Consider the following 24,587-nt stretch of genomic DNA (forward strand, 5'->3'; position numbering starts at 1 on the left):
TCTGACCACCACGCAAGGGGACATTCATGCCGGACCCGGTCGAGTACGACGCCGAGGCCATCCAGGACCGCTGGTTGCCGGTCTGGGACCAGATCGCCCCGTTCCGCTCGGGGCGCCCGGATGACCCGCGGCCGCGCAAGTACGTACTCGACATGTTCCCGTACCCCAGCGGTGACCTGCACATGGGGCACGCGGAGGCGTACGCGCTCGGCGACGTGATCGCCCGGTATTGGGTACAGCGCGGATTCAACGTGATGCACCCCATCGGGTGGGACGCCTTCGGACTGCCGGCGGAGAACGCGGCCATCCGGCGGGGCGTGAACCCGAAGTCGTGGACGTACGAGAACATCGCGCAGCAGCGCGAATCGATGCGCAGGTACGCCTGCTCGTTCGACTGGGACCGCACGCTCAACACCTGCGATCCGCAGTACTACCACTGGAACCAGTGGCTGTTCCTGAAGATGTTCGAGCGCGGCCTGGCCTACCGCAAGGACAGTTCGGTCAACTGGTGCCCCAATGACCAGACGGTGCTGGCCAACGAGCAGGTCGTCAACGGCCGGTGTGAGCGCTGCGACGCGGTGGTGACGAAGAAGAAACTGACGCAGTGGTACCTGCGGATCACCGACTACGCCGAACGGCTGCTGGACGACATGGCCCAGTTGGAGGGCAAGTGGCCGGACAAGGTGCTGACGATGCAGCGCAACTGGATCGGCCGCTCGACGGGTGCGGAGGTCGCGTTCGAGATCGAGGGCCGGGACGAGCCGGTGACCGTGTACACGACACGGCCCGACACCCTGTACGGCGCGACGTTCTTCGTGGTCGCCGTCGACTCCGACCTTGCCGCCGAGCTCGCCGAGGGATCGGGAGTCGAGCAGGAGTTCGCGGACTACCTCACACAGGCGACCAAGCAGTCCGAGATCGACCGGATGTCCGCCGAGCGGCCCAAGACCGGCGTCTTCCTGCACCGCCACGCCATCAATCCGGTCAACGGGGAGCGCCTGCCCATCTACGCCTCCGACTACGTGCTGGCCGACTACGGCACCGGCGCAATCATGGCGGTTCCGGCGCATGACCAGCGTGACCTCGACTTCGCCCGTGCTTTCGGCCTGCCGGTACGAGTCGTCGTCGCCTCCGAGGAGGATCCGGGGCAGACCTGGGTGGCCACTGCCGACGACGGGCCGCACATCAACTCCGGACCGCTGGACGGGTTGGGTACTCCGGAGGCCATCGAGAAGGTCGTGGCGGATCTGCAGGCCGGCGACCGGGGCCGCTCCGCGGTCAACTACCGACTGCGGGACTGGCTGATCTCGCGCCAGCGCTACTGGGGCACCCCGATCCCGATCATCCACTGCCCGCAGTGCGGTGAGGTTCCCGTCCCCGAGGACGAACTGCCCGTTCAACTGCCTGAGCCGGAGGGCCTGGACCTGCAGCCCAAGGGGTCGTCGCCGCTGGGGGCGGCCACCGAATGGCTCAACGTCCGGTGCCCCCGCTGTGCGGGTCCGGCGCAGCGCGACTCGGACACGATGGACACGTTCGTGGATTCGTCGTGGTACTACCTGCGTTACCTCGACCCGCAGCGCACCGATGCACCGTTCGACCCGGTGGAGGCCCGCAAGTGGCTGCCGGTGGACCAGTACGTGGGCGGCGTCACCCACGCGATCCTGCATCTGCTGTACGCGCGGTTCTTCACCAAGGTGCTGCACGACATGGGCATGGTGGACTTCACCGAACCCTTCGCCAGCCTGCTCAACCAGGGCATGGTCGTGATGGACGGCTCCGCGATGAGCAAGTCGCGCGGCAACCTGGTGCGACTGTCCGATGAACTCGCCGAGCACGGGGTGGACGCACTGCGGCTGACGATGGTCTTCGCCGGGCCGCCGGAGGACGACATCGACTGGTCGGATGTGTCGCCCGCGGCCAGCGTCCGTTTCCTGACCCGGGCGTGGCGCCTCAGCGGTGACGTCACCAGCGCCCCCGGCCCGGATCCCGCCGAGGGAGACGTCGGGCTGCGCAGGGTGATCCACCGGCTCGTGCACGAGGCCGGGCAGGCAGTGGACTCGTTCCGCTTCAACGTGGCGGTGGCAAAGGTCATGGAGATGGTCAACGCCACGCGCAAGGCCATCGACTCGGGGCCGGGGCCGGGGGATCCGGCGGTGCGTGAGGCTGCCGAGGCGGTGGCTATCGTGCTGTCGCTGGTGGCCCCGTACACTGCCGAGGACATGTGGGCCCGCCTGGGTCATGAGCCGTCGGTCGCGCTGGCCGGCTGGCCGCAGGTCGACCCGGAACTCGTCAAGGCGCAGACAGTGACTTGTGTGGTGCAGATCGCCGGCAAGGTGAAGGCCCGGCTCGAGGTGGATCCCGATATCGGTGACGACGAGTTGCAGGTCGCCGCGCTGGCCGAACCCGCGATCGGGGCCGCGCTTGCCGGCATACCACCGCGTCGGGTCATCGTGCGGGCGCCGAAGTTGGTCAACATCGTTCCCGGCTGAGCGAGCGTGGGTAAGGATGGTGCAATGCCTTCCATCGCCGTGGTCACCGACAGCACCGCCTGCCTCACTGTCGACTTGCTGAAGCAGTCGGGTCTGACCGTCGTGCCCATCCACGTCGTCGTGGACGGGCGGACCTTCCTCGACGGGGTGGACATCACCTCGGCCGAGGTCGCCGCGGCGTTGTCCCGGTTCGCGACGGTCAGTACCTCCAAACCGACCCCGCTGCAGTTCCTCGACGCCTATGCCGCCGCCGCCGAGGCCGGTGCGGATTCGATCGTCAGCGTGCATCTGTCGGCGTCGCTGAGCGGGACCTACGACGCCGCCCGGCTGGCGGCACGGGACGCCCCGATCCCGGTCGAGGTCGTGGACACCCGCTCGATCGCGATGGGGCTGGGCTTCGCCGCGCTCAACGCCGCGCGGGCCGCACAGGCCGGAGCCGACCAGGTAGCCACTGCCGAGGTGGCCCGTCGCACCGCCGCTGACAGCCAGGTGCTGTTCTACGTCGACACCCTCGAGTTCCTGCGGCGTGGCGGTCGCATCGGCAAGGCCTCGGCCTGGCTGGGCAGCGCGTTGCGCGTCAAGCCGCTCTTGCACGTCGTCGACGGCGAGGTGGCCCCCTTGGAGAAGGCCCGCACCGCCAACCGCGCGCTGGGCCGTCTCGCCGACCTTGCCGAGGAGGCCGCCCAGGGCCGCCGGGTCCAGGTGGCCGTTCAGCATCTGGACGCCCAGGATCGGGCCGAGGGGGTGGCACAGCGGCTGCGCGAGCACCTGCGCACCGACGTCCTGGTCTGCGAGGTCGGCGCGGTGATGGGTGTCCACGTCGGTCCCGGGCTGGTCGCGATCGCCGTGTCGCCCGCGGAGGTTCCATGACCTACCTGTTCGCGGCAGTTGTCGGCTACCTGATCGGGTCGATCAACCCGGCTGCGATCATCGCGCGCATCCGGGGGGTCGACTACCGTTCCGTCGGATCCGGGAACCCCGGGGCGACGAACATCAGCCGTGCGATGGGGCGCAAGACCGGCATTCTCGTGGGCGTCCTCGACGTGCTCAAAGGATTCCTCCCCGCACTGGCCTTCAGCCTGTGGAGCGGTGACATCGTCCTGGCCGAAATCGCTGGATTCGCTGCTGTGTTGGGTCATGTCACGAGTCCTTTCCTGAAGGGCCGTGGTGGCAAAGGGGTGGCCACCTCGCTGGGAGCGATCCTGGCCATCCAGCCGATCTGGCTCATCCCGGTGCTGGTCGTCTTCGGGATCGCCTTCTGGCTGAGCCGCCGCATGGGGATCGCCAGTGTCGCTGGCGCCGTCACCTTGCTGCCAGCGTCGCTGGTGTGGCGCGACGACGACAGCGAGATCCTCTTCGCCGCCGCGATGGTAGGGCTGATCCTCCTCCGGCATCAGAGCAACATCCGCACGGCCATCGCGACCCGTTTCGGGAAGTGAGCCGCGGTGGCCGCTGGCCGGTCAGGCCGGGAGGTCGGCCGGTGGTGATCGGCTCGGCGTGATGTGGGGGATGTCGTGGGCGTCCACCGTGATCGTGTAGTGACCGTGATGCAGGTCGGCGTGACATCGGTCGCAGAGCAGGACCAGGTTTGACACATCCGTCAAACCACCATGGCGCCAATGGAGGATGTGGTGCGCCTGACAGAAGCGGGGTGAGCGACCGCAACGGATACAGCCACGATCGCGGGCGATGAGGGCAGCCCACTGCCAGCGGGTGGCCCGCCGGGCAGCACGGCCAAGTGCGATGGGGACGAAAGTGTCGCCGTGCTTCCGGCCGAAGACGACAGCGGCCGTCGTGGCGCACGTGAGCAGGTCGAACGTAGCGGGTCCGATCGGATGGCCATCGTCCAGCGTGGCCCGGGTCCCGTCGTCGATCTCGTCGACATCGACAAGGATGGACAGCCCGGACACGCCCAGGGGACGGCTGTTGGCATTCGCGGCGGCGACGAGGTCGGTCAGCGCATCTGCCCGCCTCTGGATCGCGGTGCGGTGGTCGTTGGGTGTGCGCGGATCGGTGAACGCTGCCAGCGTGTCGCGAAGTCGGCGGCCCTCGACGGGGTCGAGCCAGCCGTCGATACGGAACATCCCGCCCGGGGTCTCGGAAAGGCTCAAGCCGCGCTTCTCGCGCAGTCGCAGATGCTCCGCGTCGATACTCGCGGGTCCTCTCTGCTGCGAGATCAGGCTGTTCGCGATGGTCCGGAGTTCCGCGGCGTCGACGTGGCTGGCGATCTCTACGAGAGTCGTCTCGAGGGCGGTGAAATCCTCGAGGTGATTCGCGGCGCGGGTGAGTGCGACGACGTGGGCGGTCCCGATGGTGCCCACGCTGTAGGCGTCGTGCACGGCTGGCATCCTCTGCAGGGCCTGGGCGGTCGCCACGATCGCCGAACCCGCCGCAGGGGTCTGGCCTGTGGCAGCGGCGATCATGATGCCGGTCGTACCGGCTCTCAGAACGCGGGAGTCACCGGCCGCGTCAGCGTGAGCGGCCAGGTCGGTCTGTGCCGCGTTCAGTCTCGTGCTCAGCCGGTGCAGGGCCCGCATGGAGGCAATTCGCTCCTCGGCGCTCAGGAGGGAAGGGTCGGGGATGTCGTCGATCAATTCCGAGATGCGGTCATAGACGTCGGGGTGCTCGGTGGGCAGGGAGGCCGCGATCCGGGCGCGGCGCTGCGCCGACCGGGAGATCTCGAAGAACGCCATTTGTCCACCTCCGATCCACTTCGAACAGTACGAATCTAAGGCAGGGGTACGACGCCGACCAGGCCCTCGCCGACTGCTGTGGACAAGCTCGTCGGCCTGTCCACAATCTGGCTAACGCCGTGTCCACGCCGCGTTCAACGAGCGCATGGTGAACAGCATGAACAGTCTGGATCTCGACCGCCGGACACTGGCGATCCTCGCTGCAGTGCTGGCTGCAGCGGTGGGTCTGACGCTGCTGTTCACGCGCCAGCGTCCAGCACCGGCCGCGGCGCCGATCGCGGTGGTCGCGTCGGCCAGCACCAGTCCGTCGGAGCCCATCGCGTCGGGGTCTCCCAGCCCCACCGGCGAGGTAGTGGTCGAGGTGGTGGGCAAGGTGGCCCGTCCCGCGGTCGTCACGCTGCCGAAGGGCGCTCGGGTGCAGGACGCTCTGGAGGCCGTGGGCGGCGCCAAGCCGGGAGTGGACACCAGCGACCAGAACCTGGCCAGGGTGCTCGTCGACGGTGAGCAGATCCGCGTCGGGATCGATCCAGCCCCGGTCGCCGCGCCGACGTCGGCAAGCGGCACGACCGGCGGCCCGGGACCGATCGACATCAACACGGCGTCCCTGGAGGTGCTGCAGGAGATCCCCGGTGTGGGGCCGGTGATCGCCGGCCGGATCGTCACCTACCGGGAGCAGAACGGCGGATTCCAGACGGTGGAACAACTGCTGGAGGTATCGGGGATCGGAGAGGCGACATTCGCACAGATGAAGCCGCTGGTGACCGTCGGCGCTGGTGGCTGACGGGCGTCCTGGCATGTCTATGGGCTGGCATCTGCTTCGGGGCAGCGGGGTGGCTGTGGGCGATCATCCCGGCAGTGGTCGTAGCTGGTCTGGTACGGCGCTGGTGGGTAGCGGCGGCCGGGGCAGCGCTGGTGACCGGCGTCGTCATCGCGGCCCTGCACGCAGCGTCCGTGCAAGCGTCCGCGCTGCCGGCGGGGACCTCGCATGAACTGGCCGTGCGACTGTCCACGTCGCCGCAGATCCGGCAGGGTCTGTCTGGCCCGTGGTGGACCGCCACGGGCCAGATCACCGCCGGTGCGCCGCGGGCGACAGTGAGTGTCGCCGGGGATGGTGCGATCGGGGCGCGCATGGCGGACACGGTCGTCGCCAGGATGACGGTGCAGGAACCCCGGACCCGCGGACAGAGTTCCTCGCTGCGGGTGAGCGGACCGGTGGAGGTCCGGCATGCCGGCGGCTGGCCTGCCCAGGCACGCATGGTCATGCGGCAGGTGTCCGGTGACGGCGACACGGGATGGCTGCTGTCGGGGATGACGCTCGGCCAGGAAGAAGGGCTGTCCGACGGTGCGCGCGAGGCAATGCGAAGTGCCGGGCTGACCCATCTGACCGCGGTGTCCGGCGCGAACATCGCGATCCTGCTGGTGGTGGTCCACTGGCTGGCCGGATGGGCCAGGGTGCCTCGCACGCCCCGCGGCGTGCTGTGCGCGGTGGTGCTGGTGGGGTTCGTGGTGACGGCCGGGAGCCAGCCCAGCGTGCTGCGGGCCGCTGTCATGGCCGGACTGTCGCTGGTGGCCGGACTGGTGGGTGGCAGGCACGCGGCTGCCCACGTGCTGCAGGTCAGTGCGGTCCTCCTGCTGCTGGTGGACCCATGGCTGGCGTTCTCCGTCGGCTTCATCTTGTCGGTGGCGGCCACAGCGGGGCTCATCGCCGTGATCGACCGGGGGCCGCTGGCGGCGTCCCTGGCAGCGCAGATGGCGACGTTGCCCATCCTCGTGGCCCTGGGAGGTGCCGTCGGGCCGCGCACCGTGATGGCGAACGTGATCGCGATGCCCCTGGCGGCGGCCGCACCGATCCTGGGGCTGGCGGCCCTGACCCTGCAGTGGTCCGGCCTGCCCGCTCAAGTGCCGGCAACCGCGGGTCGCTGGGTGTGCGCAGGCGTCTTGAGGATTGCTGAGTGGGACGTGCTGCCGCACCTCACCTGGGTTCCCGGCTGGGGTGGGGTGATCCTGGCTGCTGCCGTGAGTGCGGCGGTCCTTGTCCTGGGACGCCAGCACATCGCACTGGTGTCGCTGCTGCTGGTGGGCGTCGTCGCCGTCACGATCCGGGGGAGTGCGCCATGGCCACCGCCGGACTGGTGGATCGTCGGGTGCGACGTCGGTCAAGGGGACGGCTTCGTCGTGCGATCACAGGGTCGAGTCGTCGTCATCGATACCGGTCCGGACGCCGAGGCGATGGACGGGTGCCTGGCCCGACTCGGCGTGTCATCGATCGACCTGCTGGTGCTTACCCATTTCCATGCCGACCACGTCGACGGCCTGGCAGGGGTCCTGCACGGCCGACCGGTCGCGCAGGTCTGGACGACGCCGTGCCTGGAGCCTGCCGAGCAGCATGCCGAGGCCGTCCCGCTGTTGTCCGCACTGCCGGTGGCCACCCCGTCACCCGGAACCACGGTTGCCGTCGGCAACATGCAACTGACCGTTGTCTGGCCACAGCGCATCATCGAGGCCGGTTCCGTCCCGAACAACGCAAGCCTGGGTCTTATCGTCATCGCCCCGCAGGGACGCGCGGTGTTCCTGGGCGACATCGAGCCGGAGGCTCAGCGGGCGCTGCTTGCCAATTACGACGTGCACGCCGACATCGTCAAGGTTCCGCATCACGGATCGGCGCAGTTCGTCCCCGACCTCGCGGGGCGGGTGGCCGCGGACATCGCGCTCGTGGGCGTGGGCGCGGGTAACCCATTCGGCCACCCGGCGCCGCAGGCCGTGGCGGCCTGGCAACGGGCGGGCGCACGGGTTTTCACGACCGAGGACAACGGGGACATCGCCATCACTGACGCCCGCGAGGTGGTGATCCGGGGGCCCGAACAGTCGCCGCTGGGCTGACTCAGTCGACGGCCAACGAGATCAGGTCCCGCTCGAGGGCGTGCAATTTCTGCGCGGCGTCGAGTTGCTCCCCCTCGCGCAGTCCGCCCTTCACACGTGCGTCGAGGTCTGCGAGCACGGTGACCGCCTGAGCCAACTGCGCTGGTTTCCAGCGGCGCAACTGCGTCCGCAGGGTACGGACCTTCCAGGGCGGAACGCCCACCTGCCGGGCGACATCCGGATCGGCGAGCCCGGGCGGGCAGGCCGACAGGGCGATGAGCTGCCGGACCGACCCTGCCACAGCGGCGACGATCGCCGGGCCGGTGCGGGCCCCGTCCGCCGCGATCTGCGCCTGCCGCAGGCGTTGCAGCACCTCAGCGGGGTGACCGAGCATCACCGCGTCGGCCACCTGGTAGCCGGACAGTTCTGCCACGCCTCGGAAGTACTGCCCGACCACGTCGGCGTCGATGGGGTCGGACTGCGAATCGGAGGTGAGCTGGTGGGCGGCCGACGCGAGGTCGGCGAGGTCCGTCCCGACCGCCTCCACCAACAGGGCCAGTGCGTCGGAAGTGATCCGGCGCTTGTACCGCCTGAACTCGGAGGTCACGAAGTCGTTGAGCTGCCGCCCTCTCTTCAGCGGCTGGCATTCGATCACGGTCTCTGCCCGCTTCTTCACGTCCTTCAGTACCGCCTGTCCGGCCCGGCCGGCCCGGTGGTGCGCCACGACGGGGTTGTTCTCCGCAGCGACGAGCAGGGCGTCGACGGCCTCCCCGAGCGCGTCGGCTTCGGTGACCACGAGGATGCTGCGGGTGCCGAAGAGATCCTCGCCGCCAGCCTCGGCGAGCCGGAGCCGTACGTCGGAGGCCGACCCACTGGTCTCCTCGACGGCAAGGTCCGGGTCGTGCTTCTGCCCCTGCTTGCCCGTGTCCTCGATGGCACGCGCGGACAGGAACGGGTCCGAACCCGTCAGCAGGACCAGCGTCATCGCGGCTCCTCTGACGTGGACAAGGCCGCGATGAAGGCTTCCTGCGGAACCTCCACGCGCCCCACCATCTTCATCCGCTTCTTGCCCTCCTTCTGCTTCTCGAGCAGTTTGCGCTTGCGGGTGATGTCGCCGCCGTAGCACTTGGCGAGCACGTCCTTGCGGATCGCGCGGATGGTCTCGCGGGCGATCACCCGGGAGCCGATGGCGGCCTGGATCGGTACCTCGAACTGCTGGCGGGGGATCAGCGCGCGCAGTTTGGCGGTCATCATGACTCCGTAGGCGTAGGCCTTGTCCCGGTGCACGATGGCGCTGAACGCATCGACGTTCTCGCCCTGCAGAAGGATGTCCACCTTGACGAGGTTCGCGCTCTGCTCATCGGCGGGTTCGTAGTCCAACGAGGCGTAGCCGCGCGTGCGGGACTTCAACTGGTCGAAGAAGTCGAACACGATCTCGGCCAGCGGCAGGGTGTAGCGCATCTCGACGCGGTCCTCGGACAGGTAGTCCATCCCCAGCAGGGTGCCGCGCCGGTTCTGGCACAGTTCCATGACCGTGCCCACGAACTCGCTGGGGGTGAGGATCGTGGACCGCACCACCGGCTCGAACACCTCACCGATCTTTCCGGTCGGGAACTCGCTGGGGTTGGTCACCACGTGCTCGGTGGCGTCCTCCATGATCACGCGATAGACCACGTTCGGCGCTGTCGAGATGAGATCGAGGTCGAACTCCCGCTCGAGGCGTTCGCGCACGATCTCCAGATGCAGCAGACCGAGGAACCCGCAGCGGTACCCGAAGCCCAGAGCCGCGGAGGTCTCCGGCTCGTAGACCAGGGCGGCGTCGTTGAGTTTCAGTGCAGGGCTCCTGTGCCGGGCGTGCTGCGGCGGTGACGGTGTCCCCGACCCGGGACTGCCGCACGTCCTTCACGCCGGTGATGAGATAACCCACCTCGCCGGCGGCGATGGAATCGGTGGCGATCGGCTCGGGGGAGATGACACCGACCTCGAGCGTCTCGTGGGTGGCGCCGGTGCTCATCATCCGAATGCGTTCCCGGGAGTGCAGGGCGCCGTCGACCACCCGCACGTAGGTGACGACGCCGCGGTAGGTGTCGTAGACCGAGTCGAAGATCATCGCCCGCGCCTCGGCGTCCGGCTGGCCGCTGGGCGGGGGGATCTGGGTGACGACCTCGTTGAGCAACTCCGCCACCCCCTCGCCGGTCTTGGCGCTGACCTTGAAGACATCGTGGGGGAACAACCGATGATGTGGGCCAGTTCGGCGGCGAACTTCTCCGGCTGGGCTGCCGGCAGGTCGATCTTGTTGAGCACCGGGATCACCGTGAGGTCGTTCTCCATCGCCAGCCAGAGGTTGGCCAGGGTCTGGGCTTCGATGCCCTGCGCGGCGTCCACCAGCAGCACGGCACCCTCGCACGCGGCGAGACTGCGCGACACCTCGTAGGTGAAGTCCACGTGGCCCGGGGTGTCGATGAGATTGAGCACGTAAGTCCGCTCGTCCGCAGCGGTGAACGGGAGCCTGACGGCCGGGGACTTGATCGTGATCCCGCGCTCGCGCTCGATGTCCATGCGGTCGAGGTACTGCGCGCGCATCGACCGGCCGTCCACGACCCCGGTGATCTGCAGCATCCGGTCGGCCAGCGTCGACTTTCCGTGGTCGATGTGGGCGATGATGCTGAAGTTGCGCAGCAGGTGCTCGGGGGTCTGGCCGGGTGCCGGGGCAGCGCCCGCCGAAGTCGTCACGCTCCTATAGTTCCATTCCCCGCGCGCCCCCGGCGCCGGGGGCGCGATCGTGCCGCGCTATGCTGATTCGGACGCGGTTTCGCGCTGCCTGGCTTCGTTCGGACCGGTAGGCGCCGCCCTCGACGATAGAACACGACAAGGACATAAGAGCACCGTGGCGAACATCAAGTCCCAGATGAAGCGGAACAAGACCAACATCAAGGCGCACGAGCGCAACAAGGCGGTCAAGAGTTCGCTGCGCACCGCCTCGCGCCGGGTGCGCGAGGCGCTCGCGGCCGGCGAGGTCGACCGCGCTCAGGAACTCGCTCGCGAAGCCGGCCGCAAGCTCGACAAGGCCGTGAGCAAGGGCGTCATCCACAAGAACCAGGCCGCGAACAAGAAGAGCGCCCTGGACAAGGCCGTCGCGCAGGCGACCTCCGCCTGATCGCAGGTCCGATTTCTCCGGATGCGCCTGCATCCTTTCGCGGCGGGTACTAGTGTGGCGCGTAACTATCCTCCTAACGCCGTAGCGAAAGGTTCACACCAGTGGCCAACACGACGACAGGGCGTGAAACGCTTGGACAGACGTCCGAGTCCGTCGCTCACATGATCCTCGACCGGGTCAGCGCGACTCCCAATGCCGATGCCTTCCGGGCGCCGACCGCCGACGACTCAAGCTGGTTCTCCCTGACGTGGAAGCAGGCCTACGACGACGCTGAGAAGCTTGCCGCCGGCCTGCTCTCCCTTGGGCTCGAGCACGAGCAGCGCGTGTCCATCGCGTCGAACACCCGGCTCGACTGGATCCTCGCCGACATGGCGGTCATGCTCGCCGCAGGGGCGACCACAACCGTCTACCCGAGCACCGGCGACGCCGACGTGGCGTACATCCTCAGCGACTCGAACACCCGCTTCCTGTTCGCCGAGGACGACAGCCAGGTCGAGAAGGTGCGGTTGCACCGCGACGAGTTGAACATCGAGAAGGTCGTCGTCTTCGACGGTGCCGGTGACGGTGACTGGGTGATCTCCATGGATGACCTCCGCGCACTCGGCGACGGCTACCTGAAGGGCAACCCCGAAGGTGTCAAGGAACGGGCACGCACGGTCAAGGCCGACAGCCTCGCCACCCTGATCTACACCTCCGGCACCACCGGCAAGCCCAAGGGTGTGGAACTGACGCACAGCAACTGGACCTACGAGGGCGCCTTCGTCGAGAGCCTGAACATCATCGGCATCGACGACGTGCAGTTCCTGTGGCTGCCGCTGGCACACTCGTTCGGCAAGGTGCTGCTCGCCCTGCAGTTGCAGGTCGGCTTCGTGACCGCGGTCGACGGCCGCGTGCCGCAGATCGTGGAGAACCTGCCCACGGTGCAGCCCACGTTCATGGCCGCTGTTCCTCGCATCTTCGAGAAGGTCTACTCGAAGGTCGCGCAGACCGCACTCTCCGAGGGCGGCGCGAAGGCCAAGATCTTCACGTGGGCGTTCAAGGTTGGCATCGAGGCCGCAGAGAAGGAACTGGCCGGTGAGAAGGTCGGTGGCGGGCTGGCCTTCAAGCGCAGCATCGCCGACAAGTTGGTCTTCTCGAAGATCCGCGAGCGGCTCGGCGGCCACATGCGCTACATGATCTCGGGCTCCGCAGCACTGTCGAAGGACATCGCGCTGTGGTTCTATGCGGCCGGGCTGCCGATCCTCGAGGGCTACGGCCTGACGGAGACCAGCGCTGCGACTTGTGTCATGCGCCCCGACCGTATCCGGTTCGGCACCGTGGGAGAACCCGCCGCCGGCACCGAGATCAAGATCGCAGACGACGGTGAGATCCTCATCCGCGGTGGCGGCGTGATGCGCGGCTACCGCAACTTGCCTGAGGCCAACGCCGAGGTGTTCCCCGGCGACGGCTGGTTCGCCACCGGTGACATCGGCGAGATCGATGACATGGGCCGGGTGAAGATCACCGACCGCAAGAAGGACCTGGTCAAGACCTCCGGTGGCAAGTACATCGCGCCGTCGGCGATCGAGAGCCAGTTCAAGGCGATCAGTGGTCTGGTCGGGAACATGGTGGTCCACGCCAACGACCGCAACTTCGCCAGCGCGCTGATCACGCTGGACCCCGATGCCGCAGCTGCTTGGGCAGCGGATCACGGCAAGGCGGGCGTCTCGCTCGACGAGATCGCCAAGGACCCGGAGATGCTCAAGGAGATGCAGGCCTCCGTCGATGAGCTCAACTCGCGGCTGAACCGCTGGGAGACGATCAAGAAGTTCGAGATCCTCGACCGCGACTTCACCGTCGAGGAGGGTGAGTTGACCCCGAGCCTGAAGGTCAAGCGCAAGGCTGTCGAGGAGAAGTACCGCGACATCCTGGACGCGATGTACACCTGATCCAACGATCGAAGGGGCGGTGCCTGCGGGCCCGCCCCTTCGATCGTGCCTGGCGGTGCGCTGCGCTCCCGGGTGCGGGTGGTGGGTGGCCCTGGCGTCGCCGGCGGCGTCCAGGTGTAGGCGGGAGTGATACCTCTACCGGGGAGCGATTCAACCGTGCAGTTTCGCTCCGCGGGTGGTGGCCCTGCGCCAGGAGGCGGATACCTCACCGGGAGCGATTCACCGGCAGTTTCGCTCCCGGTGTCCGCTCCCGGGTGCTGCTGGGGTGGCAGTCACCGGGCACAGACGTTGGCACCGGGTGGCACTTCGCGGGTGAGACACTGACCGCGTGCCCGAACTGCCCGCTGGTGACCCCGCGCCAGCAGACGGCGGCCTGCCCGGCGGACTCGACTGGGACCACCCGCTGCGCGCTTACGTCCACGTGCCGTTCTGCACGGTGCGATGCGGCTACTGCGACTTCAACACCTATACCGCCGGCGAACTGGGGGGCTTGCACACCGACGCGTACGTGACCGCCGTGCGCCGCGAGGTCGATCTCGCCCACCGTGTGACCCGCCCGCAGCCGCTGGCGTCGGTCTTCATCGGCGGGGGTACCCCGTCGCTGCTCCCACCCCCTGAACTGGCGCTGCTCATCGGTGCGCTGCGGGACGGCTTCGGGCTGGAGCCAGACGCTGAGGTCACGATGGAGGCGAACCCGGAGAACGTGACCGATCAGGCCCTCGACGCGTGGCTCGCCGCGGGAGTGAACCGGCTCAGCCTCGGCATGCAGAGCGCCGATCCGGCCGCGCTGCGGGTGCTCGACCGTGTGCACACCCCGGGGCGGGCGCAGGCCGCAGCCCGTCAGGCGAGGGCCGCCGGATTCGGGCACGTGTCGCTGGACCTGATCTACGGGGTCCCCGGCCAGTCGTTGGCATCCTGGCGGGAGACCGTTCTGGCGGCTCTGAGCGCAGGTCCCGATCACGTCTCCGCCTATGCCCTCGGGGTGGAGGAGGGCACAGCCCTGGCCCGCCGTGTCCGTCGGGGGGAGGTGCCGGCTCCGGATCCCGACCTTGCCGCCGCGCAGTACGACGCCGCCGACGAGATCCTCAGCAGCCACGGGCTGTCGTGGTACGAGATCTCCAACTGGTCGCGTCCAGGGGCCCGCAGTGAACACAACCTGGGCTATTGGCACGCCGACAACTGGTGGGGTTTCGGGCCTGGTGCCCACTCGCATGTCGACGGCATCCGGTGGTGGAACGTGAAACGGCCGGCCACCTATCAGTCGATGCTGGCCGCCGGCCGCAGCCCCGCTGCCGGGCGGGAGACCCTGGACGACGAGCAGCGCCGCACCGAGTCCGTGATGCTGCAGGTCCGTCTGGCCGAAGGCTTCGACCCCGCCGGCTTCCCACCTGCCCCGGTGGCGGACCTTGTCGGCCGCGGATGGCTGGAGAACGCCGACGGCGCCCGCCTGCGCCTGACCCGTGAGGGCCGGATGCTGGCGGACGCCGTCGTGCGGGTCCTGCTGTGGGATCAGGGCGCCACAGGCTGACCCCGTAGCACCTTGTACGCGTAGGTCTGCGCGATGACGGTGACGGGCACGGCCACGAAGAGGCCGAGGCCGCACAGCAGCGCGCCGACGAACAGGGCGATCCACGTGAGGATCAGCAGCAGCAGCAGGTTGCCGATGTTGTCCTTCACGAAGGAGAAACTCGCCGTGATCGACTGCCATGCACCGAGATCCTGATCGAGGATGAAGTACACGAAGAACGCGCCGAAGAAGGCGACCACCAGACCGGGCAGGATGCACAGAAGCAGACCGATGAAGGTCATGATGCTGAGGATGATGCCAGCCAGGATGATCCGTCCCAGCTTGTTGAAGCTGAGCAGTTCACCGAGCACCAGCGGCCGGCCCTCGGTGAGGGCCAGACCACCACGGGCGAACCCGGCCTGGATCAGGTAGCTCCAGATGAAGCCCACGATCGAGAACACCAGCGAGACCAGCATGGCCGCGAAGCCACTGCCGGACTGCTGGACGACGAAACCGTTCTCGCCGCTGATCACGGTGGCGTCCGGGCTCGTGAGGCTCTGGAACAGGAACTGCAGCCCGTAGATCACAGCACCGACGAGCATGAACACCAACATGGCGATCAGGATCGGGCCGATGTTCTCCGTGAACTTCTTCCAGCCGTAGCCGAACGCATCGCCCACGCTGAACGGCTTACCCGCAGGACCGGGCATGCCGCCGCCGGGGAGGGGTAGCCGCCGGGCGGGTAACCGGGGGAGGAGGTGGAACTGACATCGAGAACTCCTAGTCCTTGTTGGCGACGGCTGCGGTGATCGTGTCGGAGAGCCGGCACTGGCGGTCCCGTGCCCGCAGGGGCCACGCGACGCCGATGTGAGCTGTCTCGGACATGATTTCCTCGCTTGGTCGGATTGCCGGAATTGCCGAGCGGTTCACAGCCTAGTCCGGTCGGCGCGGACGCCGCCGGATTTGCCACATGCGCCGCCGGCGGGTGCTCGCGGCGTGTCAGTCGCCGCTGGGAGCGCCCGCACTGAATACCAGGATCGCGACCATGAATACTGCCAGCAGCGTCAGCGAGATCACCCCGAGGACCAGTCCGGCAGTGGCCGCTCCCGAGGGGCTCCCGGTGTACCGGGCCTGTTTGCGGCCCTGGATGCCCAGCACGATCGCGGCGATGGCCAGTGGTACGCCGAGCGCCGCGCAGAGGAAGGTCAGAATGAGCCCGAGCAGTCCGGTGACCAGCGCGGCCGTGGACTTGGTGTCCTTCTGGGTCCGCGCGGCCGCGAAGCCGGTGTCCCAGTCCGGCGCCGACGCGCGGTCGGGCATTGGCGTGCCCGCCGGTGGTGGCGGAGGCGGTGGGACGTGGGCCCGGAAACCGCCGGAGTCGGCCGGTCCGGGAGGCCCGAAGTCGGGCTGATCCTGCGCACCGCCGTGCCAGTCGCCGCCTCCGGTGTCAGCCATGGTCGCCTCCCGGTGTCGAGGTTAGCGGGGCCAGGAGCGCCGGCGCCACCGCGCGTGCGCACCGTGGCTGTACGTGTGTATTGGCCGTACACTGGCACTCAGGGCAGCAGAGTGCTAATCAGCGACAGTGCCCGTGATGAAGGGTGGCCATGGACGACCGGAAGCTCGAGGTCTTGCGGGCGATCGTGGAGGACTACGTCGCCACGCGCGAGCCCGTGGGTTCCAAGATGCTGGCCGAGCGCCACAACTTCGGGGTGAGTTCGGCCACGTTGCGCAACGACATGGCCGTGCTGGAGGAAGAGGGCTACATCGTCGCCCCCCACACCAGTGCCGGCCGGGTGCCGACCGACAAGGGGTACCGGCTGTTCGTCGACCGGATCGCCCAGATCAAGCCGTTGTCCCCGGCCGAGCGGCGGGCGATCCACCACTTCCTGGATTCCGCCGTCGACCTCGACGACGTCATGCAACGCACAGTGCGACTGCTGGCCCAACTGACCCAGCAGGTTGCGCTGGTCCAGTACCCCACCTTGACCCGCAGCGGGGTCCGGCACGTCGAGATCGTCGGTCTCACGCCGCGCCGCGTCCTGCTGATCGTGATCGCGGACACCGGCCGCGTCGAGCAACGCACGGTGGAGAGCCCGATCGAGATCACCGACGAGGCGCTGCTCGACCTGCGTGCCCGTCTCAACGCGGCGGTGGTGGGCAAGTCCTTCACCGCCGTCGCGGACGCCGTGGGCGTCATTCCGGACCAGACCCCGGCGCAGTACCGCCCGCTGGCCGCCAGCGTGCTGGCCAGCCTGCTCGAGACGGTGGTCGAGCGGCGGGAGGACCGGATCGTGATGGGTGGCACCGCGAACCTCACGCGGTTCGGCGAGGACTACTCCATGACCGTGGGGCCGGTCCTGGAGGCGCTGGAGGAGCACGTCGTGCTGCTGCGGTTGTTGCAGGAGGTGGGCAGCCACGACGACCTGACGGTGCGGATCGGGTCGGAGAACGAGGTGGCGGAACTGTCGTCATCGGCGGTCGTGACCACCGGATACGGTCCCCATTCGCACAGCATCGCGCACATCGGGGTGCTCGGCCCGACGCGCATGGACTACCCGGGCACGATGGGTTCAGTCCGCGCCGTGGCACGTTACCTGGGCCGCATCCTGAGCCAGTAGAAGGAAGACGATGGCAACCGATTATTACGAGACCCTCGGTGTCGCGCGCGATGCCACACCTGAGGAGATCAAGCGCGCGTACCGGCGGTTGGCCCGGGAGTTGCACCCCGATGTCAACCCGGACCCCAGCACCCATGAGCAGTTCAAGGACGTGACCGCGGCCTACGAGGTGCTCTCGGACGCCCGCAAGCGGCAGATGTACGACTTGGGCCACGACCCGCGGGCTGGGGCTCCCGGCTCCGGTGGCGCCGGGTTCGGCACGGAGAACCTGTTCGAGGACCTGATGAACTCGTTCTTCGGCGGTGGCGGTGGGGGTGCCTCCCGTGGGCCCAAGCCCCGGACCCGCCGGGGCCAGGACGCACTGCTGCGTGTCGAGATCGATCTGTCCGAGGCCGTGTTCGGCACCCAGAAGGAGATCACCGTGGATACCGCGGTGGGGTGTCCGACGTGTCACGGCGGGGGCACCGCCGACGGCGCCCAACTGGTGACCTGCCCGATGTGCCGAGGCCGTGGGGAGGTGCAGAACGTGCAGCGCACGTTCCTCGGACAGGTGATGACTGCCCGCGCCTGCCCGCAGTGCCAGGGGTTCGGCAACCTCAATCCGTCGCCCTGCCCGGAGTGCGCCGGGGACGGCCGGGTCCGCACCCGTCAGACGATCGCCGTGGAGGTGCCGGCCGGTGTGGAGACGGGCACCCGGCTGCTGCTCGCCGGCCAGGGGGAGGTGGGGCCGGGCAACGGTCCGCAAGGCGATGTCTATGTCGAGATCATCCAGAAGCCGCACCCGGTGTTCGAGCGACAGGGCAACGACCTGCATGTGCGTCTGAGCATCCCGATGACCGCCGCTGCGCTCGGCACCATGATCCCGCTGCAGACCCTCGACGGTGAGCAGCAGATCGAGATCCGGCCCGGGACCCAGAGTGGCAGCGTGCAGACGCTGCGCGGGCTCGGCGCGGCGAGGCTCCAGCGTTCCGGCCGCGGCGATCTGCTCGTACACATCGATGTGCTCACCCCCACCCGCATCGACGCCGAGCAGCGCGAGTTGTTGGAGCAGCTCGCGGTCATGCGTGACGAGGAGCACGTGGAGGCGACCGTCGCCGAGCACCCCACCGGGCTGTTCACCCGGATCAAGGACGCTTTCAGCGGCAAATGACAGCACCGCTGTTCTACGTGGATCATCTGCCGCGGCAGGGTCAGGTCACCGTCACCGGCGACGAGGCGCGCCACGCGACGGTGGCCATGCGCTTGCATGTCGGCGAAGCGGTCCTCGTCGGGGACGGCCGGGGCGGCCTGGCCGATTGTGTCGTCGGCTCTGTGGACCGCCGGCAGGGGCTGGTGGCGGCGGTCAGGACGCACCGCCACGTGCCGGCGCCGCGAGCCATCGTCGTGGTGCAGGCGGTTCCCAAGGGTGAGCGGGCAGAACTCGCGGTGGAACTGCTCACGGAGTGCGGCGTCACAGCAGTCGTGCCGTGGCAGTCGCAGCGGACGGTACCGGACTGGGGGGACAAGCGGGAGGTCAAGCGGCAGCGCTGGCAACGGGTGGCCCGCGCGGCGGCCAAGCAGTCCCGCCGGGCGTGGATCCCCGAGGTGGCCGAGGTGCAGAAGGGCCTGCCGGTCATACAGGGAGCCGGACTGATACTGCACGAGGATGCCGACGAGCGCCTGTACGACCTCGACCCGCCGCCGGGGCCGGTGACTGTCGTCGTCGGCCCTGAGGGAGGGCTCGATGACGACGAAGTTGAGGGGCTGGTGGCGGCGGGGGCGGTGCCGGTCCGGATGGGTCCGGAGATCCTGCGCACCTCGACCGCCGGAGCGGCGGCCTGCATGTGGTTGAGAGGTTTAGAGATGCGCCTGGGGGCATGACATGATTCCGGATATGGCCTGCATCTTCTGCGCCATCGCGCAAGGTGAGATCCCCGCGACGGTCGTGCGTGAGACCGACACCGTGGTGGCGTTCCGGGACCTCAACCCGGTCGCACCGGTGCACGTCCTGGTGATCCCGCGGCACCACTACCGCAACGTCTCCGAACTGTCAGCCGATCGGCAGGCCGTTGCCGAGGTGCTGACCGTGGTCTCGGACGTGGCGGCCGCCGAAGGGCTCGACGAGGGCTTTCGTGTCGTCTTCAACACCGGTGGCCACGGCGGCCAGGAGGTGGAGCACGTGCACGCGCATGTGATCGGTGGACGGCAGATGGAATGGCCGCCGGGATGAGCCCCTCCGCATCCGCCGGCGCGGTCGTGTCCAGTACCGTCGTCGTCCCGAACACCCATCCGATGGTCGCGCTGCTCGGCGCGAACGATGAGAACCTCAAGCAGTTCGAGCGGGACTTCCCGGAGATCGATGTCCTGGTGCGCGGCAACGAGATCCATCTCTCCGGTGATGTCACGGAGGTCGGTCTGGCCGAGCAGGTGCTGGCCGAGATGCTGTCGATCCTGCGCACGGGCCAGGGCCTGACCCCGGATGCCGTGGAGCGGTCCGTGGCGATGCTGCGCTCGGACCGGTCACTGTCGCCGTCGCAATTGCTCACGGCCAACATCCTGTCCAGCCGGGGCAAGGCGATCCGGGCCAAGACCCTGAACCAGAAGCGGTACGTGGACGCCATCGACCTGAACACGATCGTGTTCGGCATCGGTCCGGCCGGCACCGGCAAGACCTACCTGGCGGTGGCCAAAGCGGTGCAGGCCCTGCAGTCCAAGCAGATCAATCGCATCATCCTCACGCGCCCGGCGGTCGAAGCCGGCGAGCGTCTCGGCTTCCTGCCCGGCACGCTCAGCGAGAAGATCGACCCGTACCTGCGCCCGCTGTACGACGCACTGCACGACATGATCGATCCCGACCGGATCCCGCAACTGATGACCAGCGGCACGATCGAGGTGGCGCCGCTGGCGTACATGCGCGGCCGGACCCTCAACGACGCGTTCATCATCCTCGACGAGGCGCAGAACACCACCGCCGAGCAGATGAAGATGTTCCTGACCCGGCTCGGTTTCGGCTCGACGATGGTGGTGACCGGCGACGTCACCCAGGTCGACCTCCCGGGGGGCACGACCAGCGGCCTGCGGATCGTGCAGAAGATCCTGGCCGGCATCGACGACGTGCAGTTCTGCGAACTGACCAGCCGCGACGTCGTCCGCCACCGACTCGTCGGCGACATCGTGGACGCCTACGGCCGATTCGAGCAGTCACGATGAGCGTTGACGTCGTCAACCAGACGCAGGCAGAGATCGACCTGGGCTCGATCCAGGATCAGGCGCGCTTCCTCCTCGACCGGCTGCGCATCCACCCGGGTGCCGAACTGAGTGTCGTCTTCGTCGATGTCGACACCATGACGGATCTGCACGTGCGGTGGATGGGCGAGCCGGGACCCACCGACGTGCTGAGTTTCCCCATGGACGAACTCACGCCTCCCCGCGATGACGAGGAGCCCCCGGAGGGCCTTCTCGGCGACGTGGTCATTTGCCCGGAAGTCGCGCAGCGACAGGCCGTGCAGGCCGGGCACGAGGTGCGACTGGAGATCGGCGTGCTCCTCACCCACGGCATCCTCCACCTGCTGGGCTACGACCACGCCGAGGCCGACGAAGAGCGCCTGATGTTCGGCCTGCAGCGCCGGTTGCTCGGGGAGTGGCAGTCCGAGGGCGCGTCCTGATGGAGTACCGAGATATCGTCCTGCAGGTTCTGGCCGTGCTGCTGCTCGTGGGTCTGGCCGGACTGCTGGTAGCGGCCGAAGTCGCCATCACGCGGGTCTCCCGCCCACGTGCCGAGGAACTTGTGGAACTCGGGGTGCGCGGTGCCAAGGGGCTGCACATCGTGGTGGAGGATCGTCCCCGGTACGTCAACGTCCTGCTTTTCCTGCGGCTGGTGTGCACCACGACGGCGATCGGCCTCGCGACGCTGATCGGCATGGAGACCGTCAGCGGTCCGCTGTGGTGGCAGATCGGGCTGGCGGTCCTGGTCATGGTCTTGGTCGGCTATGTCGTCACCGGCGTCGCGCCGCGCACTCTGGCCCAGCAACACGTTGAACCGGTGGCCCTGGCCGCGTCCGGGCCGGCGCGGTTCCTGGCCGGGATGCTGGCGCCACTGACGTCCTTACTCATCCTCATCGGCAACGCCATCACGCCCGGCAAGGGGTACCGCGAGGGGCCGTTCGTCAGTCAGGCCGAACTGCGGGAACTCCTGGATCAGGCCAGCGCGAACTTCGTCATCGAGGACGAGGAGCGACAGATGCTGCACTCGGTCTTCGAACTCGGCGACACCCTGGTGCGGGAGGTGATGGTGCCCCGCACGGAGATGGTATGGATCGAGAGCACGAAGTCCCTGCGCCAGGCGCTGTCGCTGGGGCTGCGCTCAGGCTTCAGCCGCATCCCGGTGATCGGGGAGAACCTCGATGACGTGGTCGGCGTGGTGTATCTCAAGGACGTGGCCCGGCGTTCGTTCGAGAACCGCAACTCCGAGCGCAGCGAGCGGGTCGACGCGGTGATGCGGCAGGCGCATTTCGCACCCGACTCCAAACGTGCCGACGACCTGCTGCGGGACCTGCAGGCGGCGCGCGTGCACATGGCGATCGTCGTCGACGAGTACGGCGGCACTGCCGGGCTGGTCACCATCGAGGACATCCTCGAGGAGATCGTGGGGGAGATCGCCGACGAGTACGACACCGCAGAGACCCCCGACGTGGAGGAACTGGCGGGCGGGCGATACCGGATCAACGCGAGACTGCCGGTGGACGACCTGGCGGAACTGGTACCGGTTGCCGTGAGCAGCGGGGCCGACGAGGTGGACACCGTGGCGGGGCTGCTGGCGCGCCGGCTCGGGGTGGTTCCAATCCCCGGCACGCACGTGGACATCGACGGCTACCGGCTGACCGCGGAGCGGGCCGCCGGCCGCCGCAACCGGATCGGCACCATTCTGGTCGAGAGGCTGCCGGAACCGCAGGAGGACCGACGATGACCCCGGAGGACGAGAAGCTGGTGGCACTGGCCCGCGCGGCACGTGCCCGCATCCAGGCCGCGCAGGGCGCAGCGGTGCGTGATGACACCGGGCGCAGCTATGCCGGTGCCAGCGTCGCCCTGCCGTCGTTGCAGGTGAGTGCGCTCGACCTCGCCGTGGCGCAGGCGGTCGCCGCCGGGGCCACCGGGCTCGAGGCCGCGGTGGTGGTGGGTGGAGACGCACCCGGACTCGACGGGGTGCGCGACCTCGGGGGCACCGCGGTGCCCGTCTGGCACTGCGCCGCCACCGGTGCGGTCGTGGAGGAGTTGTCGACATGAGCAGGTGCGGTTTCGCGGCCATCATCGGGCGGCCCAACGTGGGCAAGTCCACCCTGACCAACGCGCTGGTGGGTCATCGCGTGGCGATCACGTCGTCCCGGCCGCAGACCACCCGCCACACCATCCGGGGCATGTTGAACATCGGTGAGGACCAAGTGATCCTCGTCGACACCCCCGGGATCCACCGGCCCCGGACCCTGCTGGGCCGCCGGCTCAACGATCTGGTCCTGGGCACCCTGACCGAGGTGGACGTGGTGGTGGTGTGCCTGCCCGCCGACCAGCGGATCGGCCCGGGTGACCGCTTCATCGCCGAGCGCCTGCAGGACCTGCGGCAGCAGAAGATCCTGCTCGCACTGACGAAGGCCGACGCCGTGCGTCCCGACATGGTGGCGCAACGCCTGCTGGAGGCGGACGCGTTCACCAGCGAACTCGGCCTGGAGATCGCCCACTTCGTCCCCGTCAGCGCCCTCGACGGGGCCAATGTCGCGGAACTGGCCGGGGTGCTCGCCGCCATGATGCCCGAGGGTCCGCACCTTTTCGGCGACGAGATCAGCGACCAGCCGGAGCGGGTGGTCGTGGCCGAGATGATCCGGGAGGCAGCCCTCGAACGGCTGCACGACGAACTGCCGCACTCGCTGGCTGTTGACATCGACGAGATGGGCCTGCGCGAGGGGCGGGCCGCGGACGACCCGCTGATGGACATCTACGCGACGATGTACGTGGAGCGCGACAGCCAGAAACCCATCGTGCTCGGCCGGCGCGGGCTGCAACTCAAGCAGATCGGAGCGCAGGCCCGCACCAAGATCGAGGCGCTGCTGGGCACCCGGGTGTACCTCGACCTGCACGTCAAGGTGGCCAAGGACTGGCAGAACAACCCGGGGCAGTTACGCCGGCTGGGTTTCTGACTCTTCGTCGTCCTCGAGTTCGGGGATGAGTTCGTAGCGACGGGTGTACACCTGGGCGAAGGCCAGGACGGCAGCGGCCACGGGGATCCCGATCAAGGCACCGATCGGCCCGAACAGTGCCGCACCGGCGATCACCGAACCGAACGCCACCGCCGGATGGATGTCCATCGTGCGGGCGCTGATCCGCGGGGCGAAGTAGTAGTTCTCGATCTGCTGGTACACGGTCGCGAAGATGATGACCCACACGGCGTCGAGCGGCTGGTCGGACAGCACCGCGATCAGCCCGGGCAGGGCCACCGCCAGGTACGTGCCCACCGTGGGGATGAACTGGCTGATCAAGCCCATCCACAGCGCCAGTGGCAGCCAGTAGTCCAGGCCGATGATGATGAAGAAGAGCCCGGAGAACAGTGCCGAGATGCCGGCCAGACCGAGCCGGGAGATCACGAACCCGCCGGCCTTGTCCGTGGCGATCTGCCACACGTCGTGGAAGACGGCCTGCTGCTTGGTGGGCAGCAGGGACGCCACATGCTTGCGCAGCCGCGGTCCGTCGGCGGCGAAGTAGAACGCGAACAGCAGCAGCGTGAAGCCCTGGAAGACGACCCCGATCGCCGAGCTCAGCACCCCGAGCACACCGCCGGCGGCTTGGCTGGCGAACTTGCCCACGGTCTGCGGCGTGAGGTTCAGTTGATTCTTGATGGTCGCCGGGTCGAGACCGAGGTTGAACCGGGCGTTGAGCCAATCGATGACGTTCTGCACGATCGACGGGGCGGCCTGTACCAGCGACGTGATCTGGGAGGCGAACAACTGGCCGAAGGCGACGAAGAACACCGCGGCGAACACCCCCAGCATGATGAACACGAACATCGTGCCCAGTCCGCGCGGCCACCCCCAGCTGTCGTGTAGGCGGGTGACGATGGGGTCGATCGCCAGGCCCAGCAGCCATGCCAGCAGCAACAAGAAGAGGAAGTCCCCCAGGGCCTTCCACGCCCACAGGAACACCATGAACACCGCCAGCAGGACGATCACGCCCAGAGCCGAGCGCCGGACCCAGCCCGGATCGAGCCGGACCTGCACCGTCGGCACCTTGTCGTCGTGTTCAGCCACGAGCCCCACCGTACCCACGCTGCACACGATTGCGGTGGTGGCGCGGCACAATGAAGCGTGGCCAC

The 24,587-nt window shown here is 68.4% G+C and carries 22 protein-coding genes and 1 pseudogene; 17 read left to right on the forward strand and 6 right to left on the reverse strand.

Annotation, left to right across the window (positions count from 1 at the left end; all coding sequences use genetic code 11):
- Window positions 1–26: 26 nt before the first annotated feature.
- Genes IPG68_06355 through plsY form a run of 3 tightly spaced genes read left to right on the forward strand, consistent with a single transcriptional unit; the run spans window position 27 to window position 3,928 of the window.
- Window positions 27–2,489, forward strand: coding sequence for a leucine--tRNA ligase (locus IPG68_06355; protein ID MBK6762907.1), 2,463 nt, complete (start codon window positions 27–29; stop codon window positions 2,487–2,489).
- Window positions 2,490–2,513: 24 nt separating this feature from the next.
- Window positions 2,514–3,359, forward strand: coding sequence for a DegV family protein (locus IPG68_06360; protein ID MBK6762908.1), 846 nt, complete (start codon window positions 2,514–2,516; stop codon window positions 3,357–3,359).
- Window positions 3,356–3,928, forward strand: a complete 573-nt coding sequence (gene plsY, locus IPG68_06365; protein ID MBK6762909.1) for a glycerol-3-phosphate 1-O-acyltransferase PlsY — start codon at window positions 3,356–3,358, stop codon at window positions 3,926–3,928. The genes IPG68_06360 and plsY overlap by 4 nt, the downstream gene beginning before the upstream one ends.
- Before the next feature lie 21 nt (window positions 3,929–3,949).
- Here plsY and IPG68_06370 read toward each other — a convergent pair whose 3' ends face one another.
- On the reverse strand, window positions 3,950–5,182 hold the full coding sequence (locus IPG68_06370) for a DUF222 domain-containing protein (GenBank protein MBK6762910.1): 1,233 nt from the start codon (window positions 5,180–5,182) through the stop codon (window positions 3,950–3,952).
- A 157-nt stretch (window positions 5,183–5,339) separates the two neighbouring features.
- On the opposite strand from IPG68_06370, the gene IPG68_06375 reads away from it, so the two are divergent.
- Both IPG68_06375 and IPG68_06380 read left to right on the forward strand, forming a co-directional pair.
- On the forward strand, window positions 5,340–5,963 hold the full coding sequence (locus IPG68_06375) for a ComEA family DNA-binding protein (protein MBK6762911.1): 624 nt from the start codon (window positions 5,340–5,342) through the stop codon (window positions 5,961–5,963).
- A gap of 74 nt (window positions 5,964–6,037) precedes the next feature.
- Window positions 6,038–8,062, forward strand: a complete 2,025-nt coding sequence (locus IPG68_06380) for a ComEC/Rec2 family competence protein (GenBank protein ID MBK6762912.1) — start codon at window positions 6,038–6,040, stop codon at window positions 8,060–8,062.
- A 1-nt stretch (window position 8,063) separates the two neighbouring features.
- Here the strand turns inward: IPG68_06380 and IPG68_06385 are convergent, their stop codons facing one another.
- Both IPG68_06385 and IPG68_06390 read right to left on the reverse strand, forming a co-directional pair.
- A complete protein-coding gene (locus IPG68_06385) occupies window positions 8,064–9,026 on the reverse strand; it encodes a hypothetical protein (protein MBK6762913.1) in 963 nt (320 codons plus the stop codon).
- Window positions 9,023–10,723: pseudogene (locus IPG68_06390) on the reverse strand (elongation factor 4). The gene IPG68_06385 and the pseudogene IPG68_06390 overlap by 4 nt, the downstream one beginning before the upstream one ends.
- A 205-nt stretch (window positions 10,724–10,928) precedes the next feature.
- On the opposite strand from IPG68_06390, the gene rpsT reads away from it, so the two are divergent.
- The 3 genes from rpsT to IPG68_06405 all read left to right on the forward strand — a co-directional run bounded on the left by rpsT (window position 10,929) and on the right by IPG68_06405 (window position 14,654).
- Window positions 10,929–11,198, forward strand: coding sequence for a 30S ribosomal protein S20 (gene rpsT / locus IPG68_06395; GenBank protein MBK6762914.1), 270 nt, complete (start codon window positions 10,929–10,931; stop codon window positions 11,196–11,198).
- Between the two features lie 161 nt (window positions 11,199–11,359).
- Window positions 11,360–13,126, forward strand: a complete 1,767-nt coding sequence (locus tag IPG68_06400) for a long-chain fatty acid--CoA ligase (GenBank protein ID MBK6762915.1) — start codon at window positions 11,360–11,362, stop codon at window positions 13,124–13,126.
- Between the two features lie 328 nt (window positions 13,127–13,454).
- Window positions 13,455–14,654, forward strand: coding sequence for a coproporphyrinogen III oxidase (locus tag IPG68_06405; protein ID MBK6762916.1), 1,200 nt, complete (start codon window positions 13,455–13,457; stop codon window positions 14,652–14,654).
- Here IPG68_06405 and IPG68_06410 read toward each other — a convergent pair.
- Window positions 14,636–15,313, reverse strand: coding sequence for a hypothetical protein (locus IPG68_06410; GenBank protein ID MBK6762917.1), 678 nt, complete (start codon window positions 15,311–15,313; stop codon window positions 14,636–14,638). The two genes, IPG68_06405 and IPG68_06410, sit on opposite strands and share 19 nt — an antisense overlap.
- Window positions 15,314–15,632: 319 nt before the next feature.
- Window positions 15,633–16,088 carry a DUF4190 domain-containing protein gene (locus IPG68_06415; protein ID MBK6762918.1) on the reverse strand — a complete coding sequence of 152 codons (456 nt, stop codon included), beginning with the start codon at window positions 16,086–16,088 and terminating at the stop codon, window positions 15,633–15,635.
- A 149-nt stretch (window positions 16,089–16,237) separates the two neighbouring features.
- Here IPG68_06415 and hrcA point away from each other — a divergent pair, with 149 nt between their 5' ends.
- The 9 genes from hrcA to era are packed head-to-tail and all read left to right on the forward strand — an operon-like array spanning window position 16,238 to window position 23,418.
- Window positions 16,238–17,251: a heat-inducible transcriptional repressor HrcA gene (hrcA, locus tag IPG68_06420; GenBank protein MBK6762919.1), complete on the forward strand. Its 1,014-nt coding sequence runs from the start codon at window positions 16,238–16,240 to the stop codon at window positions 17,249–17,251.
- Window positions 17,252–17,261: 10 nt separating this feature from the next.
- The gene (gene dnaJ / locus IPG68_06425; protein MBK6762920.1) at window positions 17,262–18,401 is read left to right on the forward strand and encodes a molecular chaperone DnaJ; all 1,140 of its coding nucleotides are present in this window, start codon (window positions 17,262–17,264) and stop codon (window positions 18,399–18,401) included.
- Window positions 18,398–19,111: a 16S rRNA (uracil(1498)-N(3))-methyltransferase gene (locus tag IPG68_06430; protein ID MBK6762921.1), complete on the forward strand. Its 714-nt coding sequence runs from the start codon at window positions 18,398–18,400 to the stop codon at window positions 19,109–19,111. The genes dnaJ and IPG68_06430 overlap by 4 nt, the downstream gene beginning before the upstream one ends.
- A 1-nt stretch (window position 19,112) precedes the next feature.
- Window positions 19,113–19,460 (forward strand): histidine triad nucleotide-binding protein, encoded by a 348-nt coding sequence (locus IPG68_06435; protein ID MBK6762922.1) that lies wholly within the window; start codon window positions 19,113–19,115, stop codon window positions 19,458–19,460.
- Entirely contained in the window at window positions 19,445–20,440 is a 996-nt protein-coding gene (locus tag IPG68_06440) for a PhoH family protein (protein ID MBK6762923.1), read from the forward strand. The genes IPG68_06435 and IPG68_06440 overlap by 16 nt, the downstream gene beginning before the upstream one ends.
- A complete protein-coding gene (ybeY, locus tag IPG68_06445; protein MBK6762924.1) occupies window positions 20,437–20,895 on the forward strand; it encodes an rRNA maturation RNase YbeY in 459 nt (152 codons plus the stop codon). Before IPG68_06440 ends, ybeY begins: the two co-directional genes overlap by 4 nt.
- A complete protein-coding gene (locus IPG68_06450; protein ID MBK6762925.1) occupies window positions 20,895–22,196 on the forward strand; it encodes an HlyC/CorC family transporter in 1,302 nt (433 codons plus the stop codon). Before ybeY ends, IPG68_06450 begins: the two co-directional genes overlap by 1 nt.
- On the forward strand, window positions 22,193–22,513 hold the full coding sequence (locus IPG68_06455) for a cytidine deaminase (protein ID MBK6762926.1): 321 nt from the start codon (window positions 22,193–22,195) through the stop codon (window positions 22,511–22,513). Before IPG68_06450 ends, IPG68_06455 begins: the two co-directional genes overlap by 4 nt.
- Window positions 22,510–23,418, forward strand: a complete 909-nt coding sequence (era, locus tag IPG68_06460; GenBank protein ID MBK6762927.1) for a GTPase Era — start codon at window positions 22,510–22,512, stop codon at window positions 23,416–23,418. The genes IPG68_06455 and era overlap by 4 nt, the downstream gene beginning before the upstream one ends.
- On the opposite strand, the gene IPG68_06465 is transcribed toward era, so the two are convergent.
- A complete protein-coding gene (locus IPG68_06465; GenBank protein ID MBK6762928.1) occupies window positions 23,398–24,522 on the reverse strand; it encodes an AI-2E family transporter in 1,125 nt (374 codons plus the stop codon). The genes era and IPG68_06465 overlap by 21 nt on opposite strands.
- Window positions 24,523–24,587 lie beyond the last annotated feature (65 nt).

Source organism: Micrococcales bacterium, assembly GCA_016703125.1.
In the GTDB taxonomy this organism is placed as follows: Bacteria; Actinomycetota; Actinomycetes; order S36-B12; family UBA10799; genus JADKAV01.

What these genes read in the sequence shown, in the direction of transcription:
- IPG68_06450 (MBK6762925.1), top strand. Translation starts at nt 20,895, where the DNA reads ATGGAGTACCGAGATATCGTCCTGCAGGTTCTGGCCGTGCTGCTGCTC.
- IPG68_06455 (MBK6762926.1), top strand. Translation starts at nt 22,193, where the DNA reads ATGACCCCGGAGGACGAGAAGCTGGTGGCACTGGCCCGCGCGGCACGT.
- IPG68_06375 (MBK6762911.1), top strand. Translation starts at nt 5,340, where the DNA reads ATGAACAGTCTGGATCTCGACCGCCGGACACTGGCGATCCTCGCTGCA.
- era (MBK6762927.1), top strand. Translation starts at nt 22,510, where the DNA reads ATGAGCAGGTGCGGTTTCGCGGCCATCATCGGGCGGCCCAACGTGGGC.
- dnaJ (MBK6762920.1), top strand. Translation starts at nt 17,262, where the DNA reads ATGGCAACCGATTATTACGAGACCCTCGGTGTCGCGCGCGATGCCACA.
- IPG68_06430 (MBK6762921.1), top strand. Translation starts at nt 18,398, where the DNA reads ATGACAGCACCGCTGTTCTACGTGGATCATCTGCCGCGGCAGGGTCAG.
- IPG68_06355 (MBK6762907.1), top strand. Translation starts at nt 27, where the DNA reads ATGCCGGACCCGGTCGAGTACGACGCCGAGGCCATCCAGGACCGCTGG.
- IPG68_06440 (MBK6762923.1), top strand. Translation starts at nt 19,445, where the DNA reads ATGGCCGCCGGGATGAGCCCCTCCGCATCCGCCGGCGCGGTCGTGTCC.
- IPG68_06400 (MBK6762915.1), top strand. Translation starts at nt 11,360, where the DNA reads ATGATCCTCGACCGGGTCAGCGCGACTCCCAATGCCGATGCCTTCCGG.
- IPG68_06370 (MBK6762910.1), bottom strand. Translation starts at nt 5,182, where the DNA reads ATGGCGTTCTTCGAGATCTCCCGGTCGGCGCAGCGCCGCGCCCGGATC.
- IPG68_06435 (MBK6762922.1), top strand. Translation starts at nt 19,113, where the DNA reads ATGATTCCGGATATGGCCTGCATCTTCTGCGCCATCGCGCAAGGTGAG.
- hrcA (MBK6762919.1), top strand. Translation starts at nt 16,238, where the DNA reads ATGGACGACCGGAAGCTCGAGGTCTTGCGGGCGATCGTGGAGGACTAC.
- ybeY (MBK6762924.1), top strand. Translation starts at nt 20,437, where the DNA reads ATGAGCGTTGACGTCGTCAACCAGACGCAGGCAGAGATCGACCTGGGC.
- IPG68_06415 (MBK6762918.1), bottom strand. Translation starts at nt 16,088, where the DNA reads ATGGCTGACACCGGAGGCGGCGACTGGCACGGCGGTGCGCAGGATCAG.
- plsY (MBK6762909.1), top strand. Translation starts at nt 3,356, where the DNA reads ATGACCTACCTGTTCGCGGCAGTTGTCGGCTACCTGATCGGGTCGATC.
- IPG68_06360 (MBK6762908.1), top strand. Translation starts at nt 2,514, where the DNA reads ATGCCTTCCATCGCCGTGGTCACCGACAGCACCGCCTGCCTCACTGTC.
- IPG68_06385 (MBK6762913.1), bottom strand. Translation starts at nt 9,026, where the DNA reads ATGACGCTGGTCCTGCTGACGGGTTCGGACCCGTTCCTGTCCGCGCGT.